The sequence below is a fragment of the Gammaproteobacteria bacterium genome (assembly GCA_013001575.1).
Taxonomy (GTDB): domain Bacteria; phylum Pseudomonadota; class Gammaproteobacteria; order Steroidobacterales; family JABDMI01; genus JABDMI01.
Window position 1 is genome coordinate 1 of the sequence record JABDMI010000104.1, and the last position, 14,906, is coordinate 14,906.

Annotated in this window: 11 protein-coding genes and 6 tRNA genes; 3 read left to right on the top strand and 14 right to left on the bottom strand. The window is 49.6% G+C overall.

Features of this window, described 5'->3' with window-relative positions; translation table 11 throughout:
- Nucleotides 1-109: 109 nt before the first annotated feature.
- The 10 genes from HKN88_08670 to HKN88_08715 all read right to left on the bottom strand — a co-directional run bounded on the left by HKN88_08670 (nucleotide 110) and on the right by HKN88_08715 (nucleotide 7,603).
- Nucleotides 110-186: transfer RNA gene (locus HKN88_08670), tRNA-Asp, on the bottom strand.
- Nucleotides 187-192: 6 nt separating this feature from the next.
- Nucleotides 193-268: transfer RNA gene (locus HKN88_08675), tRNA-Val, on the bottom strand.
- A 192-nt stretch (nucleotides 269-460) separates the two neighbouring features.
- Complete coding sequence (gene lon, locus HKN88_08680; protein ID NNC98132.1) at nucleotides 461-2,953, bottom strand: endopeptidase La; 2,493 nt, start codon at nucleotides 2,951-2,953, stop codon at nucleotides 461-463.
- A 206-nt stretch (nucleotides 2,954-3,159) separates the two neighbouring features.
- Entirely contained in the window at nucleotides 3,160-4,464 is a 1,305-nt protein-coding gene (clpX, locus tag HKN88_08685) for an ATP-dependent Clp protease ATP-binding subunit ClpX (GenBank protein NNC98133.1), read from the bottom strand.
- A 284-nt stretch (nucleotides 4,465-4,748) separates the two neighbouring features.
- Nucleotides 4,749-5,405, bottom strand: coding sequence for an ATP-dependent Clp endopeptidase proteolytic subunit ClpP (gene clpP, locus HKN88_08690; GenBank protein ID NNC98134.1), 657 nt, complete (start codon nucleotides 5,403-5,405; stop codon nucleotides 4,749-4,751).
- Nucleotides 5,406-5,522: 117 nt separating this feature from the next.
- On the bottom strand, nucleotides 5,523-6,839 hold the full coding sequence (gene tig, locus HKN88_08695; protein ID NNC98135.1) for a trigger factor: 1,317 nt from the start codon (nucleotides 6,837-6,839) through the stop codon (nucleotides 5,523-5,525).
- Between the two features lie 149 nt (nucleotides 6,840-6,988).
- Nucleotides 6,989-7,073 (bottom strand) — tRNA-Leu (locus HKN88_08700).
- A 110-nt stretch (nucleotides 7,074-7,183) separates the two neighbouring features.
- A tRNA-His gene (locus HKN88_08705) sits at nucleotides 7,184-7,259 on the bottom strand.
- Between the two features lie 48 nt (nucleotides 7,260-7,307).
- Nucleotides 7,308-7,384, bottom strand: a tRNA-Arg gene (locus HKN88_08710).
- Between the two features lie 142 nt (nucleotides 7,385-7,526).
- Nucleotides 7,527-7,603 (bottom strand) — tRNA-Pro (locus HKN88_08715).
- A gap of 229 nt (nucleotides 7,604-7,832) precedes the next feature.
- Here HKN88_08715 and folD point away from each other — a divergent pair.
- On the top strand, nucleotides 7,833-8,690 hold the full coding sequence (gene folD / locus HKN88_08720; GenBank protein ID NNC98136.1) for a bifunctional methylenetetrahydrofolate dehydrogenase/methenyltetrahydrofolate cyclohydrolase FolD: 858 nt from the start codon (nucleotides 7,833-7,835) through the stop codon (nucleotides 8,688-8,690).
- An 11-nt stretch (nucleotides 8,691-8,701) separates the two neighbouring features.
- Here the strand turns inward: folD and HKN88_08725 are convergent, their stop codons facing one another.
- Genes HKN88_08725 through HKN88_08740 form a run of 4 tightly spaced genes read right to left on the bottom strand, consistent with a single transcriptional unit; the run spans nucleotide 8,702 to nucleotide 13,741 of the window.
- Complete coding sequence (locus tag HKN88_08725) at nucleotides 8,702-10,240, bottom strand: PH domain-containing protein (GenBank protein ID NNC98137.1); 1,539 nt, start codon at nucleotides 10,238-10,240, stop codon at nucleotides 8,702-8,704.
- On the bottom strand, nucleotides 10,241-10,828 hold the full coding sequence (locus HKN88_08730) for a PH domain-containing protein (protein ID NNC98138.1): 588 nt from the start codon (nucleotides 10,826-10,828) through the stop codon (nucleotides 10,241-10,243). It abuts the gene before it with no gap.
- 21 nt (nucleotides 10,829-10,849) lie between these two features.
- Entirely contained in the window at nucleotides 10,850-12,247 is a 1,398-nt protein-coding gene (locus HKN88_08735) for a cysteine--tRNA ligase (GenBank protein ID NNC98139.1), read from the bottom strand.
- A gap of 51 nt (nucleotides 12,248-12,298) precedes the next feature.
- On the bottom strand, nucleotides 12,299-13,741 hold the full coding sequence (locus tag HKN88_08740) for a glutamate--tRNA ligase (GenBank protein NNC98140.1): 1,443 nt from the start codon (nucleotides 13,739-13,741) through the stop codon (nucleotides 12,299-12,301).
- A 143-nt stretch (nucleotides 13,742-13,884) separates the two neighbouring features.
- On the opposite strand from HKN88_08740, the gene HKN88_08745 reads away from it, so the two are divergent.
- On the top strand, nucleotides 13,885-14,703 hold the full coding sequence (locus tag HKN88_08745; protein NNC98141.1) for a hypothetical protein: 819 nt from the start codon (nucleotides 13,885-13,887) through the stop codon (nucleotides 14,701-14,703).
- A gap of 6 nt (nucleotides 14,704-14,709) precedes the next feature.
- Nucleotides 14,710-14,906: hypothetical protein (locus HKN88_08750; GenBank protein NNC98142.1), on the top strand; the 197-nt coding region annotated here is incomplete at its 3' end.

The window sequence follows — 14,906 nt, forward strand, 5'->3', positions numbered from 1 at the left end:
GGGCAGCTGAAGCTGCGCAAAATGGCTGTCCTGCCATTTGGTCAAACCCGGGGTTCTCGCCCCGTCTGTACAGAAATAAAAAAACCACCCGAAGGTGGTTTTCTTATTCTGGCGGAGCGGACGGGACTCGAACCCGCGACCCCCGGCGTGACAGGCCGGTATTCTAACCAACTGAACTACCGCTCCGGATCTTGGTGGGTGCTGACGGGATCGAACCGCCGACCCTCGCCTTGTAAGGGCGATGCTCTACCAGCTGAGCTAAGCACCCGAAGGCGCGCAGTTTACGGCAAGCGAGCCAAGATTGCTAGTGTTTGGTGCGGAAAATTGTCAATAAATTGATGAGATTTAATTTGAACTTGTGCAGGGCCCCCAAGCGTGGCCTGGGTTCTTAAAAACACAAAGCCATTTAGCCGGAATTGTCGACTAAATGACTCGCATGAGAATAGCTTAAACGGGTTTCTTAATGCGCTTGAACGCCTTTTTTTCTTTCCGCTTTTTTATCTTTGGGCGGTTTGCTCATTTTCTTGTTTACACTCGGCTGGGGCTGACGCACCAGTGCCTGCTCAAGCACCTCATCAATCCATTGTACGCACTGGATATCCAGATGTTTTTTAATGTTGTCAGGAATTTCCGCAAGATCTTTACGGTTCTCCTCCGGGATCAGGACTTTGGTAATTCCGCCACGGTGTGCGGCCAGGAGTTTTTCCTTTAAACCACCAATGGGTAAGACTTCGCCGCGCAAGGTAATTTCGCCGGTCATGGCCACATTGGCATTCACTTCAATATCGGTACACGCCGACACTAAAGCCGTACACATTCCAATTCCTGCACTTGGGCCATCTTTCGGAATGGCGCCCTCGGGAACGTGAATGTGCAAATCGTGATTACTGAAATAATCGGCATCGATTCCCAGTGCATCGGCCCGACTGCGCACCACGGTCATGGCCGCATGAATAGACTCTTTCATAACGTCACCAAGTTGTCCGGTGTGGGTTAATTTACCTTTGCCTGCCACTACTGCCGCTTCTACCCGCAGCAGCTCGCCACCGACTTCCGTCCAGGCCAAACCGGTAACTTGTCCGATCTGGTTATTTTCATCAGCACGACCAAAGCGATAGCGTTTAATGCCCAGGTATTTTTCCAGACTCTTGGGATTAACCACCGTGGTTTTGGCTTGTATTGCTTTACCGGTGGTTTTTTTAGTAATTGCTTTTTTAGCTGCCGTTTTCTTTTTACTGGCTTTTTTCGATTTCTTGTCGGCGAGCAGGTTCTCTTTCACAACCTTGCGGCAAATTTTGGCAATTTGACGCTCCAGCCCACGTACTCCCGCCTCGCGAGTGTAATAACGCACAATGTCAGCCAAGGCCTTGTCAGTGATCGACATCTCGTTTTTACGCAAGCCTGCATTTTTACTTTGCTTGGGCACCAGGTAACGTTTGGCAATATTGATCTTTTCGTCTTCGGTGTAACCGGGAATACGAATGATCTCCATGCGGTCGCGCAAGGGACCCGGGATATTCAGACTGTTGGCGGTTGCCACAAACATGATATCCGAGAGATCAAAATCCACTTCCAGATAATGATCACTAAAGGTGTTATTTTGTTCCGGGTCCAGGACTTCGAGTAAAGCCGACGACGGGTCACCACGAAAATCCATAGACATTTTGTCGATCTCGTCTAACAGAAAGAGTGGATTACGTTTTCCGACTTTACTGAGTTTTTGAATGATCTTTCCGGGCATGGATCCGATGTAGGTACGACGATGCCCGCGAATCTCTGCTTCGTCACGAACCCCGCCTAATGACATACGCACAAATTCACGATTGGTCGCGCGCGCCAAACTCTTACCCAGTGAGGTTTTACCGACTCCCGGAGGTCCAACCAAACACAGGATTGGCCCTTTGAGTTTTTTAACCCGTTGCTGAACCGCCAGGTACTCAAGAATGCGTTCTTTAACTTTTTCCAAGCCGTAGTGATCGGCTTCGAGAATCTCTTCGGCGTTGGCAAGTTTATTGCGAATACGACTTTTCTTGTTCCATGGGAGTTTGAGCAACCAGTCAATATAGTTTCTGGTAACCGTCGCTTCGGCCGACATCGGAGACATCATTTTGAGTTTCTTGAGTTCGGTTTCCGCCTTCTCACGCGCCTCCTTGGTCATGCCGGCGGCTTCGATCTTTTCCGCCATGTCATCATTTTCGCTAGCGCCACCGTCATTATCGCCAAGTTCCTTTTGTATGGCTTTCATTTGCTCGTTTAAATAATATTCGCGCTGGCTTTTTTCCATTTGATGTTTGACCCGGCCACGGATACGTTTTTCAAGTTCCAGCACTTCCATTTCATTGCCGATAAGCAATAAAATGAATTCCATACGATCCTTGACCCATTCCAGTTCCAGAATTTTCTGTTTGTCTTCGACTTTCAAGGTCATGTGCGCAGCGATGGTATCGGCAAAGCGCGAGATGTCTTCAATACCGAGAAGCGTGGTTAGCACTTCAGAAGGAATTTTTTTATTCAGTTTGACGTATTGTTCAAATTGTTCATGCACTGAGCGCTGTAGAACTTCCAATTCAACCGGCGATTCATCCTGGCGTTGCTCGATAACCTCTACTTCGGCAATAAAATGGTTATCCAGACGCAAACTTTTGAGGGCCGCGCGCTGCATGCCTTCTACCAGAATGCGTACCGTGCCATCGGGCAACTTAACCATTTGCAAAATATTGGCGACCGTGCCGTAGCTGAACAGGTCTTTGATGCCTGGCTCGTCAGTGTCGGCGCTAAATTGCGTAAGCAGTAATATTTGTTTATTGCCGCGCATGGCTTCTTCCAATGCAGCGGTCGAGAGTTCGCGCCCGACGAATAATGGAATGACCATATGCGGGTACACCACCACGTCGCGGAGTGGTAAAACCGGTAATTCCGAAGGCGTGCCTGATTTGATAATGTCTGTGCTCATAGATGTCTCGTTACGGGGTCGCTGTGAATCAGCTGTCCCTGGGTATAGTTGTGCTTAACCAGATGGTGTCACTATAGCAAAATTCAAGTCCTGGGCCGCTTGTAGACGTTTTAATTTGCAATAAAAAAACCCGCAGCGAGTAACTCGTTGCGGGTGATTTGTCTATATTTTAAACCGCGCTCACTGCAAGTGCTTGAATTGCTTAATTAGTCTCCACTCGCCAGGCGTTGCGCCAACATTAAGTCTTGCTGGCGCTGTTTTTCCGAGGTCTCGTAAATTATGTATGGATCGCATTCGCCATTCACCACCGACTCGTCTAATACGACTTTGCTGACATTTTCCATAGACGGCAGGTCGTACATGGTGTCGAGTAATACTTTTTCCAGAATAGTCCTTAAGCCTCGTGCGCCGGTTTTGCGTTCCATGGCCTTGCTTGCAATGGCGCGCAAAGCGTCATCACGAAACTCCAGCTCGGCACCTTCCAGTTCAAACAAACGATGATACTGTTTGGTTAAGGCATTTTTTGGCTCCACCAGAATGGACATCAAGGCTTCCTCATCCAGTGCTTCAAGAATTGCAAGCACCGGCAATCGTCCAACGAACTCCGGGATCAAGCCATAGTGCACAAGATCCTGCGGTTCAACTTGCGGCAACAGGGAGTCGCTTTGAATATCGGTATCTTTGCTTTGCACATCCGCTACAAAACCGATGCCACTTTTTGTGGTGCGGTTCAAAATAACTTTTTCCAGGCCGGCAAATGCACCCCCACAAATAAACAATATATTGGAAGTGTCGACTTGCAAGAATTCCTGCTGTGGATGTTTACGGCCACCCTGTGGAGGCACGGATGCCACTGTGCCCTCGATCAACTTTAACAAGGCTTGTTGCACACCCTCGCCCGACACATCACGTGTGATTGAAGGGTTATCGGATTTGCGTGACACTTTATCTATCTCATCGATGTAGACAATACCCGTTTGGGCACGATCAACGTCGTAGTCACATTTTTGCAAAAGTTTCTGGATAATGTTTTCTACGTCTTCACCCACATAACCCGCTTCGGTCAAGGTGGTTGCATCGGCAATGGTGAAAGGAACATCGAGTAGGCGCGCCAAAGTTTCTGCCAACAAGGTTTTACCCGAACCGGTTGGACCGATCAGCAAAATGTTACTTTTTTGTAATTCAATTTCGTCTTTACCCGCGTTCATGCGAGAGTTGAGACGCTTGTAATGATTGTAGACCGCTACCGACAAGACTTTTTTTGCCTGATCCTGACCGATCACATAGTCATCCAGGATGTGATTGATCTCTTTGGGCTTGGGAAGATGATCAATATTGAATTCACTGGAGTCATCCAGTTCTTCACGGATAATGTCGTTGCACAACTCAACGCATTCGTCGCATACGTAGACCGAAGGTCCGGCGATCAATTTGCGTACTTCGTGCTGACTTTTGCCGCAAAAAGAACAATACAGTAGTTTGCCGTCGTCTGTTGTGGTGCTATCACTCATAGGGTTTATGAACCTGTCCAGCTGATAAATTCGTGCTAATTGTAACGTAAGCCCTTGATGTTTGGGGTAAAAAGGGACTCAAAAATGTTTGAATTTCGGTCAATTTCACACATTTTGGCGATTTCCTTGAATATTCGGGCATTCTCACCAGCTCCCTGACTAGCGCGATACCCTCTTCAGACCATGTAGAACCGCTAAAAGTCCGCAATATTTCGCACAAAAAAAAACCGACGTCTTGCGGTGTCGGTTTTGATGAAAATTTGAGCAATTCACTCCCGAATGCATCAATCCGTCGAGTTCGGGTGTTCGCGTGCGGCCAGAATGTCATCGATCAGCCCATAGGATTTGGCCATTTCCGCGTCCATGAAATTATCGCGTTCGGTGTCTTCAGCGATGGTTTCGATGTTTTGACCCGTGTGTTTTGCCAATATCTGATTCAGGCGATCACGAATTTTGAGGATCTCACGCGCGTGAATGTCGATATCCGTTGCCTGGCCCTGGACCCCGCCAAGAACCTGATGGATCATCACCCGGGAGTGCGGTAAACAATAGCGCTTGCCAGCAGCTCCCGCCGCGAGTAACACCGCACCCATGCTCGCCGCCTGCCCCATACAAATTGTACTGACATCCGGCTTGATGAATTGCATGGTGTCGTAGATCGACAATCCGGCTGTAACCACGCCGCCGGGTGAATTGATGTAAACATGAATGTCTTTATCCGGGTTTTCCGATTCCAGGAAAAGTAATTGAGCAACAATCAGATTCGCCATGTGGTCTTCAATAGGACCGACGATGAAGATCACGCGCTCTTTCAACAAACGCGAATAAATATCAAATGCCCGTTCACCGCGGGCAGTTTGTTCAACCACCATAGGCACGAGGCCACTGGCGGAAGTTACGATTGATTCGGATTGAGAAGTTAAACCTAAAATGTTTTTCATTGCCTACTCGTGTATGTGAATGCATTAATAATGGGTCAATAGTATACGCGTGCAGACACAAGTATAAAGGCTAAATTTTATTCAAGCCACACGCCGTTGGCAGGCATGAGCTCAACATTAGGCCAGCGGCTTCACTTCCATCAAGGTCTGGAAATCATTGGCCTGTTCGGTAACAGTGGCCTTGGTCAGGAGGTTCTCGACCACTTTGGCTTCCAGCGCCATCATGTTTAACTGCTGCATGGCTTGCTGATTACCGCGGTAGGCATTTTTCATGGTTTCCGCGTCTTCGTAACCGTCCGTCATTTTATCCAGTTGTTGCTCGATCTCTTGTTTTTCGACTTTAAGTTCTTCTTGCTTGACGTATTCACCAATCAACAAACCCAGGCGTACGCGACGCGTGGCTTCATCAATAAACTGTTCAGCCGGCGGGTGATAACTGTGATCGTCTGGCAGCCCCATGCGGCGTTGCATGTCGTGTTGCAATGAGTGAATTTCCTGGCCCACCAAAGCTTGTGGCACGTCCAGCGGATTGGCCTCAAGCAAAGCGGTCATGGCGTTATCTTTGGTTTTAGCCTCGATCACCCCGTCCAGCTCTTTTTGCATATTGGCACGAACTTCTGTGCGCAGTTCGTCAATGTCGCCCGATTCAACCCCGAAGGCTTGACAGAATTCTGTATCAATTTCGGGCAATACTTTTTCTTCGACCACTTCAGCCGATATTTCGAATACGGCTTTTTTGCCTTTCAGGTCTTCGGCGTGATAATCCTCGGGAAAGTTCACATCGATATTGCGAACTTCTCCGGCCTTGATGCCAACCAGACCTTTTTCAAAATCCGGCAACATGCGGCCTTCACCCAGGATCACCGGTGTGCTTTCAGCTTTGCCTCCGGGGAACGCTTCGCCATCGATGCTGCCTTCAAAATCGATGGTGACACGGTCATTCTCGCGAGCTTTACGATTGGCGGTTTCCCAGTTGGCTTTTTGGTGACGCATATTGTCGATGATCAGGTCAACGTCCTGGTCGGTGATCTTGGCAACCGGTTTTTCAATACTCAGTGAGTCCAGGCCTTGCAAGCTGATCTCGGGATACACCTCGACTTCTGCCGTGTAGGCAAACGCATTACCTTCTTTGTGTTCGTCGGCCTTGATATTCGGGTTGCCAGCCGGTTGGATCTGCTCTTGGCTAATGGCCTGGGCGTAAGTTTTTTGCATCATGTCGCCCAGAACTTCGTTACGCACTTCACTACCGTAGTTTTGGCGAATAACATTTAAGGGTGCTTTGCCCGGACGAAAACCTTTTAGTTTGGCTTTTTTGCCCACTTGCTTGAGACGTTTGGTGATCTCGCCATCGATCTGTTCTGCCGGAATCTCGACTCGCAGTGTGCGCTTAAGGCCTTCTGAGCTTTGCAGAGAAACTTGTAATTCGTTTGCCATGGTTAACCTTCAAAAATATATGTCTGATATGTAAAAAATAGTCTTGGGCCATAAAACGCTTGGTCTAACGAACCCATTGGTCTAAAAAACCCAATTTAATATTTGATTGCCAAAATCTTTTTGCTCTAGATATTTCACCATGAAAAAGATGGTACGAGCGGGGAGACTCGAACTCCCACAGGTTGCCCTACTGGAACCTAAATCCAGCGCGTCTACCAATTCCGCCACGCTCGCTCTGGCAAGCCGAACATTATAACTGATTTAGACTTTGGGCTGCCGTGAAATGCAAATTAGCGCACTAATCTGTCAGGATTTTGTTCTGGGAAATTGAGTGAGGTATCGAATGGGGTGGACGACGGGGCTCGAACCCGCGACCACCGGAATCACAATCCGGGGCTCTACCAACTGAGCTACGTCCACCATTGATCGGTATGAATTTGGTTCAGGAACACTGCCGTGACCAAAAATTGGCGCGCCCGGCAGGACTCGAACCTGCAACCCTCGGCTTAGAAGGCCGATGCTCTATCCAGTTGAGCTACGGGCGCTAGGTTTAAATTATTACATTCTTTACAGGTTTCAGGCCAATTGCCTGCGACCAACGACCCTTGCCATGAATTATTTGGGATCATTCATTGCGGGTACTTTTCAGTGTGGCTATGCAATCCAGCACACTGAAATTTCCAAAATTGGTCGGAGCAGAGGGATTCGAACCCCCGACCCTCTGGTCCCAAACCAGATGCGCTACCAGACTGCGCTATGCTCCGAGTGCGGTACTAATTTCGCTTTTGCCAGACATACAGACTGGCTCATGTGCGAGTCGGGCATTCTACCACCCGACGAGGCGCGCATGATACGGATGAAGCTGTAAATCGTCAATCAAAAAGCGCTTTTTTCCTTGCGCCTGGCTTGTGAGCCCAATGCCTGCATGCGACAATGCCGCCCCGCATCACAATATAACTCTGATTTTAAGTCTCCAGACCTGAGCAAAACACTATGACCGCACAACTCATTCAAGGCAAAACCGTCGCACAAAAAGTACGTGATGAGGTCGCACAAAACGTAAAACTGCGGGTCGACCAGGGCTTGAGCTCACCCGGACTCGCAGTGGTGCTGGTGGGTGCAGACCCGGCCTCAAAGGTGTACGTTAAACACAAACGCCGCGCCTGTGATGAAGTCGGCATTCGCTCATTTGCGCACGACTTGGCCGTCAATAGCAGCCAATCCGAGATTCTCGACTTGGTACAGTCATTGAATAATGATCCCAATGTGCACGGCATTCTGGTGCAATTACCCTTGCCAGATCACCTCGACGCCAACGAGATCCTGGACGCCATTGCGCACGAAAAAGACGTCGATGGTTTCCACCCCTACAACCTCGGTCGGCTCGCGCAGCGCCGTCCCAGTATCCGGCCCTGCACGCCTTATGGGGTAATGGTGCTATTACAAGAGTATGGCATTGACCCCAAACGCAAACACGCGGTGATCGTCGGGGCTTCAAATATTGTGGGTCGCCCGATGTCACTGGAATTGCTTTTGGCTGGAGCGACCGTAACGGTTTGTCATAAATTCACCCAGGATCTTGAAACCCATGTTGGTCGCGCTGATATTCTGGTGGTCGCGGTCGGTAAACCCGGTCTGGTCAAAGGCGAGTGGATCAAGCCTGGCGCCACTGTGATCGATGTTGGCATGAACCGCCTGAACAACGGCAAACTGTGTGGCGACGTGGAATTCGATCTTGCCGCTGAACGCGCGGCCTGGATCACTCCGGTGCCCGGTGGCGTTGGCCCCATGACCGTGGCGATGTTAATGCACAATACTTTGCTGGCCGCTCAGGCTAGCGATGAAAAGTGAAAATATCTAAATTACCACTCGAATTCCAAACGACATAAAGCCTGATTGATCTCGTCCTGTAAATGCAAGGCATTGGGCTTGTCCAGATAAGGAATATCAATATTGTGGTCGGCCATGGAAAAGCCCGCCGTGTCCACATACAAACTCGCCATATTTCGACGACGGTCAAAGGGATTCTCTGACAAACGCACCACTTGCGCTTTTTTCAATTGCACCACACTCAAGCGTTTGGATAACCAGCCACTTTTATAGGCGATCAGATCGCCACTTTGCCAATACGCCATCGATCTGGCTAGCTTGCGCGTGGCATAAATACTCCAGGCACACAGGGGAATCACCAGTAATGCCCACCACGGCGCGACAAACCATAAAACAACTCCCGCGATCAAACTTAGCAATAGCGGAATCTTGACCATGCGTGTCCAGGCTCTAAAAGGGATGGCTGTCCAATGCGTATTGTTGTCGAACAACTGCTGCCACGGGATCTCAGCCTGTACATTGTCTAAAAACTCCTGAACCCGGGATCTGTCTATGAGTGGCGCGAGGTAATGAAAACTTTTGGATTGACTATTATTATCGGGAGCATTGCCGGCCGTTTTACAGGTAATACTTGCCGCTTTAAAAAGACGGTGTAATACACCCTCTTGTAGGGTGATCTTTTGAATTCGCCTCAGCGGGGCGCTCGCGGTATGCCGGGTCAATAATCCCATTTCGGCTTTTAACTTGTCTTGCTGTTTGCTTAAGGTGAACCCGAAGAATCTGAAAAACGAAACGGCTATGGATAATACCCAAAAAAACATTAATGCGAACAGCACCAGGCCAATAAGCGCGCTGATCAATAGCAAGGGCGTTGCGACCAAAGCGGCCGGATCCAGGGTCGACAAACTCGGAAATATGACTTGTAATTTTGGCAAGACCAGATCGTATAAAAACTCTTCTTGTTGAAACAGAAAACCCATTACGATCGCGACCGGGATCATGCCTTGATTGGTGATCACGCCGTGCTTGACCAGATCTATTGCAGCTAATCCGAGCAAAGGTGCCGGTTTTACCGGGGCTTCCACCGCCGCAACCCCGGCCTGTTCATCCGAGCCTTTGTCGCTGGAACGTTTTTCAACCGCATTGCGGATCGCATTAATCGCGGCCAGAGAGATCACATTGAATTCGGCTTCGGGCTTGGTGCCCGAGGCTGACTCAAGCTGCACTTTTCCAACCCCGAACAAGCGATGCAAGGGACCCTGGGTTTGATTGATATTTTGCACCCGTTCATACGGAATGTGTCTTTCTTGACGAAAAAAAACACCGCTTTTCACCACCAGTTCATGCGGCAGGATCCAGTATTTAAAAAACCGGAATGAGATCATGCGCACCAATACAAAAATTGCTGCAAACCCTATGCCATACAACTCCCAGCTGCTGGAACGGCTGGTAAACAGGATCAGGATTATCAACAGAAAAAATTCTTTAATGGTGTCCAGAAATAAAAATATCGGAGACAGCTGATGCAAACGCATTGGCTCAAGTGATTCGTATTCCTGCAGCCTGGCCATTTATTCTTCTTCGCCGGCCCGTAAGGCCAGCACACTGGTAGCAATGCAATGTTCGCCGGGACTCAGATCCGATAATTCGTCTTTGAGCAATGCGGGTTTTTCACCGGCTTTGGGTGTTAGCTTGGTTAATGCGGCTTTGTTCAGTTCGAGTAAGTGATCGCGCAACGCGATCGCATCACTGTGCGACAAACCGGATATCTGAATGTCGGCTTCTTTCATGCCCGCGGTGTGCATGGTGAGCGTGGCCAGGTCATAGCGACGTGCGATCGGCCCTTGTTGCACATCGGTGTGCTGAATGCGGTTTTGCGCAACCGCAGTACGGGTTTTGAACCACATGCCCTTTTGCACATAAAAAACATCGTCCACCAATCCGTAAAAGGTGTAGTCGTACACTTTGCGAGGGTATTTGATGATCAGCAGTGCAAAGACCAGGACAGCGATCAAGAAAATACCCGGCATCAAGATCTCATCGCGCGCCACATAGGCAATGACACCCAACACACCACAAACAATTACGGCCCAGATGAGCAAGGTCAAACGCAGTGCTTTGATGTGGGTTTTTTCGATCCGTTTTAGATTGTCCGTCATAGTAAATCCGTTTTATGTATCTTATTCGCGTCGCCAGGTGGTTTTACCTGAAGCGTCTTCCAGAACGACTCCGTGTGACAATAATTCGTTTCTCACGCGGTCGGCTTCGGCCCAGTCCTTGTCGGCCCGTGCCTGATTGCGTTGCGTGATCAAGCTTTCAATCTCGTCTACCGAAAGACTCAGGTCAGATCCGGATTGCAAATAATTATCCGCGCTATCGTAAAAAAGACCCAGCACTTGACCAAGCTTGACCAGCAAAGCCGCCTTGGCATTGGCGCGTTTGCCATGTTCTTCTTTGATGGTGTTGATGTGTCTTGCAAGTTCAAACAGGACCGCGAGTGCTTTCGGCGTATTGAAGTCGTCATTCATGACCTGGTTAAAATCGTGCTCGAACTGGGTATCGGTGGCCGCATTCACACTGGCATCCAGACCGCGTATGGCGTTGTATAAACGTTGCAGTCCGCCCCGGGCATTATCCAGCTCTTTATCAGAATAATTAATCGGACCCCGATAATGACTGCCCAACAAGAACAGGCGCACCTCTTCCGGGTGGTAATGTTTAAGCACTTCACGAATGGTGAAAAAATTATCCAGAGACTTGGACATTTTCTCGTTATCAATATTCACAAAACCGTTGTGCATCCAGATGTTTACAAAGTCCTCACCACTGGCGCCGCAGGATTGCGCGAGTTCGTTCTCATGGTGCGGGAATTTCAGATCCATGCCGCCACCATGGATATCAAAATGATCACCGAAATGCAGCCGCGACATGGCCGAGCACTCAATATGCCAACCGGGCCGGCCTTCGCCCCAGGGCGAATCCCAGGCAGGTTCACCCGGTTTGGCCAGTTTCCACAACACGAAATCGAAGGGGTTGCGTTTGGCCGGATTTACTTCAACCCTCGTACCGGCCTGCAGATCATCCAGACTGCGACCCGATAACTGACCGTAATTCTCATACTCGTCCACGGCAAAAAACACGTCATTGTTGCTGCCGTCGGGATTTTTACCCTGATACGCCAGACCTTTTTCGATCAAGGTCTCGATAATGTCCTGCATACCCGCGATGGTTTCGGTGGCACGCGGCTCATGCTCCGGTTTTAAAATATTCAGCGCGTCAAAATCTTCGTGCATGGCGGTGGTGAACACATCCACCAATTCCTTTTCACTGATATTGTCTCTGGCCGCACGATTGATAATATTGTCATCGACGTCGGTGATGTTACGAACGTATTCCACGTTATACCCGTGAAAACGCAAATAACGCACCACGGTATCAAACACCACATAACAACGCGCATGCCCGACATGACAAAAGTCATACACCGTAATGCCACACACATACATGCGTACGTGATTGGGCTCTAGCGGTTCCAGAGTTTCTTTTTGTTGACTGAGGCTGTTGTAGATTTTTATCATGGGGTGTGGCTACTGCTGGTAGTGCAATGTTTTAACGTATGATCAATGATTCTAGACGATTTGCTCTTGGGCTTTGTGCAATCGCTGGATTATTTTTTCCGGCCCCAGGAGTTCGGCGATGCGCGGCATTTCCGGACCAAATGTTTCACCGCTTAACGCCGCCCTGATCGGCATGAACAAGGCCTTGCCTTTGATTCCCAGTGCCTTGCCTGATTCCTTGACCAGTGCTCCAAAGGCCTGAGTTTCATTTTGTTTTACGCGGTCGGCGAGATCATCGAACAATTCCGCCGAGGCGGATTGCAATTGCTCACGTGCCTTGTCCGAATACGCCACAGAATCGCCCAGAAGTTTATCCGCCCATTGCACCGCATCAACCGGCAGAGCAATATTGTCTTTAATGGTTTGGAAAAAATGCGAACGGGTTTCCGGATTACTGGCCTGATAGGCAGGACTTTGTTCCAGCCACGGTGCCAGCCAGGCCAACAGTTCGGATTCATCCGCCGCCAGGACCGCTTCTTTTTGCCAATGCAATAACTGCACCGGATCGTGTTTGGAAGGCGAGCGGCCACAATGCTCCAGGGCAAACTCTTTTGCCAATTGCGCCAGTGGCATCAAGTCGTTATTGGCGTAATGATGACCCAGACGCGCCAGATGATTCACGATCGCTTCGGGTAAATACCCGGCCTCACGCAGATCCTTTACCCCGGTGCTGCCATCGCGTTTCGACAATGGCCCGCCATCGGCACCCACTACCAGGGAGATATGACCGTATTCGGGGGCGCGCAGATTCAAGGCGTTCAGGATCATCAGCTGTCGCGGCGTGTTGGTGAGATGATCCACGCCACGCAACACATGCGTAACACCCATCAGGGAATCATCAATGGCGTTACAAAAAAAGAAGGCCGGCGTGCCATCCGAACGACGAATAATAAAATCCCCAATATCGTTGCTGTGGTAGGTTTTTTCGCCAACCACCAGATCGTGCAACTGCATGGTCTCGTCCGACGGCACCCGGAAGCGTAAACTGGCTTTCTCGCCATTGGTGAATTTTGCCGCGACCTCGTCAGCCGACAAATGTCGGCAGGTTCCCGAATAGCGAGGCGGACGTCCGGATTGCATTTGCGCTTTGCGCATCATCTTAAGCTCTTGCGGGCTACAAAAACACGCATAGGCGATGCCCTTCTCGATCAGATCTTTATAAAAACCATCATAAATTTCAAAACGCTGTGATTGGCGATAAGGCCCGTGCGCGGAGTCCATGTCGGGGCCAGCACTCCAATCAAGCCCCAGCCAGCGCAGGTCACGCTGTTGTTGCTGCAAAAATGCCTCGTCGCTGCGTTCTTGATCAGTGTCTTCACAACGCAGAATAAAATCGCCATGCAAATGCTTGGCCAGAAGGTAACTGAACAGCGCGGTGCGTACATTGCCCAAATGAATATTGCCGGTAGGACTGGGGGCAAAACGCGAAATTGGTGTGGGTTTATTACTTGTCATGCGCGCATAATAACCCGTTGCTGCACGACTCACCAGCACCTGACGCAGAGTTCGGAGTAAAGTATCATATTGGTTTGAAGCAATGCGCCCCAACATCCGGATAGATTGTCTGGATAAATCAACCGATATCAAAAGGAAATCTTATGCGCCTCGTTCCGTTGTTTGCTCAATCCCTGTGTTTTATCGCTGTTTTCAGCGCGCTTGCATTGACCGGAAGTGTATCTGTACACGCCGAAACGCCGCAACCAAGCCAACAAGTGAAACCGCTTTCTGCCTACGATGCCTTTCCGCACATTGAAGTGGTGACCAATCATGGCAAGATTTATCTTGAACTCAATGCATTACGCGCACCTTTGACCACGCATAATTTTTTGCAATACGTGGAATCCGGGCATTACAACAACACCGTCTTTCATCGCGTTATCCCGGAGTTTGTCGCACAAGGTGGCGGGCATGATGAAGAATTCAGGGCATTGGTCACCCGTGACCCGATCGTGAATGAATCCGGCAATGGCCTGAGTAACCTGACCGGCACCATCGCCATGGCCCGCGTGAACGCCCCGCATTCCGCGGCGGCCCAGTTTTACATCAATCTGGTGGACAACACCAAACTCGACCCACGTGCAGACCGCTGGGGCTATGCGGTGTTTGGTGAAGTGCTGTATGGCATGCCACTCTTGCAAGAGGTAGCCAGCAAACCCACCGCGGCCGGTGGCGATTTCAGTAAAGATGTTCCGGTGGAGCCCTTTATTGTGAAATCCATGCGGGTGATGGCCAGCGATGAGGAAATTCCCATGGAGCCGATCGTTGTTGCCGAACCGGAAGATGCCGAATCGGAAGATGCCGAACCGGAAAATACAGAAACGGAAAAATCGGAAGGCACTGAAAAATCACAAACTGAAAAGGCGCAAGAACAAGTTGATCAAAGCAAACAAAAACTACGCACTAAAATTCCGGAGTAAACAGGCATGGTGTTAAAGGAACGTTGCACGATCTTTATCTCGGATTTGCATATTGATGCAGATAAGCCTGAGATAACGCGTCAGTTCATCCAGTTTATTCAAGACCTCGAAGCCTCCCAAGGCAAACTCGATGCCTTGTATATTCTCGGTGACTGGTTTGAATCCTGGGTTGGCGACGACGACCCCGACAGCGACAAACGCGA

What these genes read in the sequence shown, in the direction of transcription:
- lon (NNC98132.1), bottom strand. Translation starts at nt 2,953, where the DNA reads ATGAGCACAGACATTATCAAATCAGGCACGCCTTCGGAATTACCGGTT.
- clpX (NNC98133.1), bottom strand. Translation starts at nt 4,464, where the DNA reads ATGAGTGATAGCACCACAACAGACGACGGCAAACTACTGTATTGTTCT.
- clpP (NNC98134.1), bottom strand. Translation starts at nt 5,405, where the DNA reads ATGAAAAACATTTTAGGTTTAACTTCTCAATCCGAATCAATCGTAACT.
- tig (NNC98135.1), bottom strand. Translation starts at nt 6,839, where the DNA reads ATGGCAAACGAATTACAAGTTTCTCTGCAAAGCTCAGAAGGCCTTAAG.
- folD (NNC98136.1), top strand. Translation starts at nt 7,833, where the DNA reads ATGACCGCACAACTCATTCAAGGCAAAACCGTCGCACAAAAAGTACGT.
- HKN88_08725 (NNC98137.1), bottom strand. Translation starts at nt 10,240, where the DNA reads ATGGCCAGGCTGCAGGAATACGAATCACTTGAGCCAATGCGTTTGCAT.
- HKN88_08730 (NNC98138.1), bottom strand. Translation starts at nt 10,828, where the DNA reads ATGACGGACAATCTAAAACGGATCGAAAAAACCCACATCAAAGCACTG.
- HKN88_08735 (NNC98139.1), bottom strand. Translation starts at nt 12,247, where the DNA reads ATGATAAAAATCTACAACAGCCTCAGTCAACAAAAAGAAACTCTGGAA.
- HKN88_08740 (NNC98140.1), bottom strand. Translation starts at nt 13,741, where the DNA reads ATGACAAGTAATAAACCCACACCAATTTCGCGTTTTGCCCCCAGTCCT.
- HKN88_08745 (NNC98141.1), top strand. Translation starts at nt 13,885, where the DNA reads ATGCGCCTCGTTCCGTTGTTTGCTCAATCCCTGTGTTTTATCGCTGTT.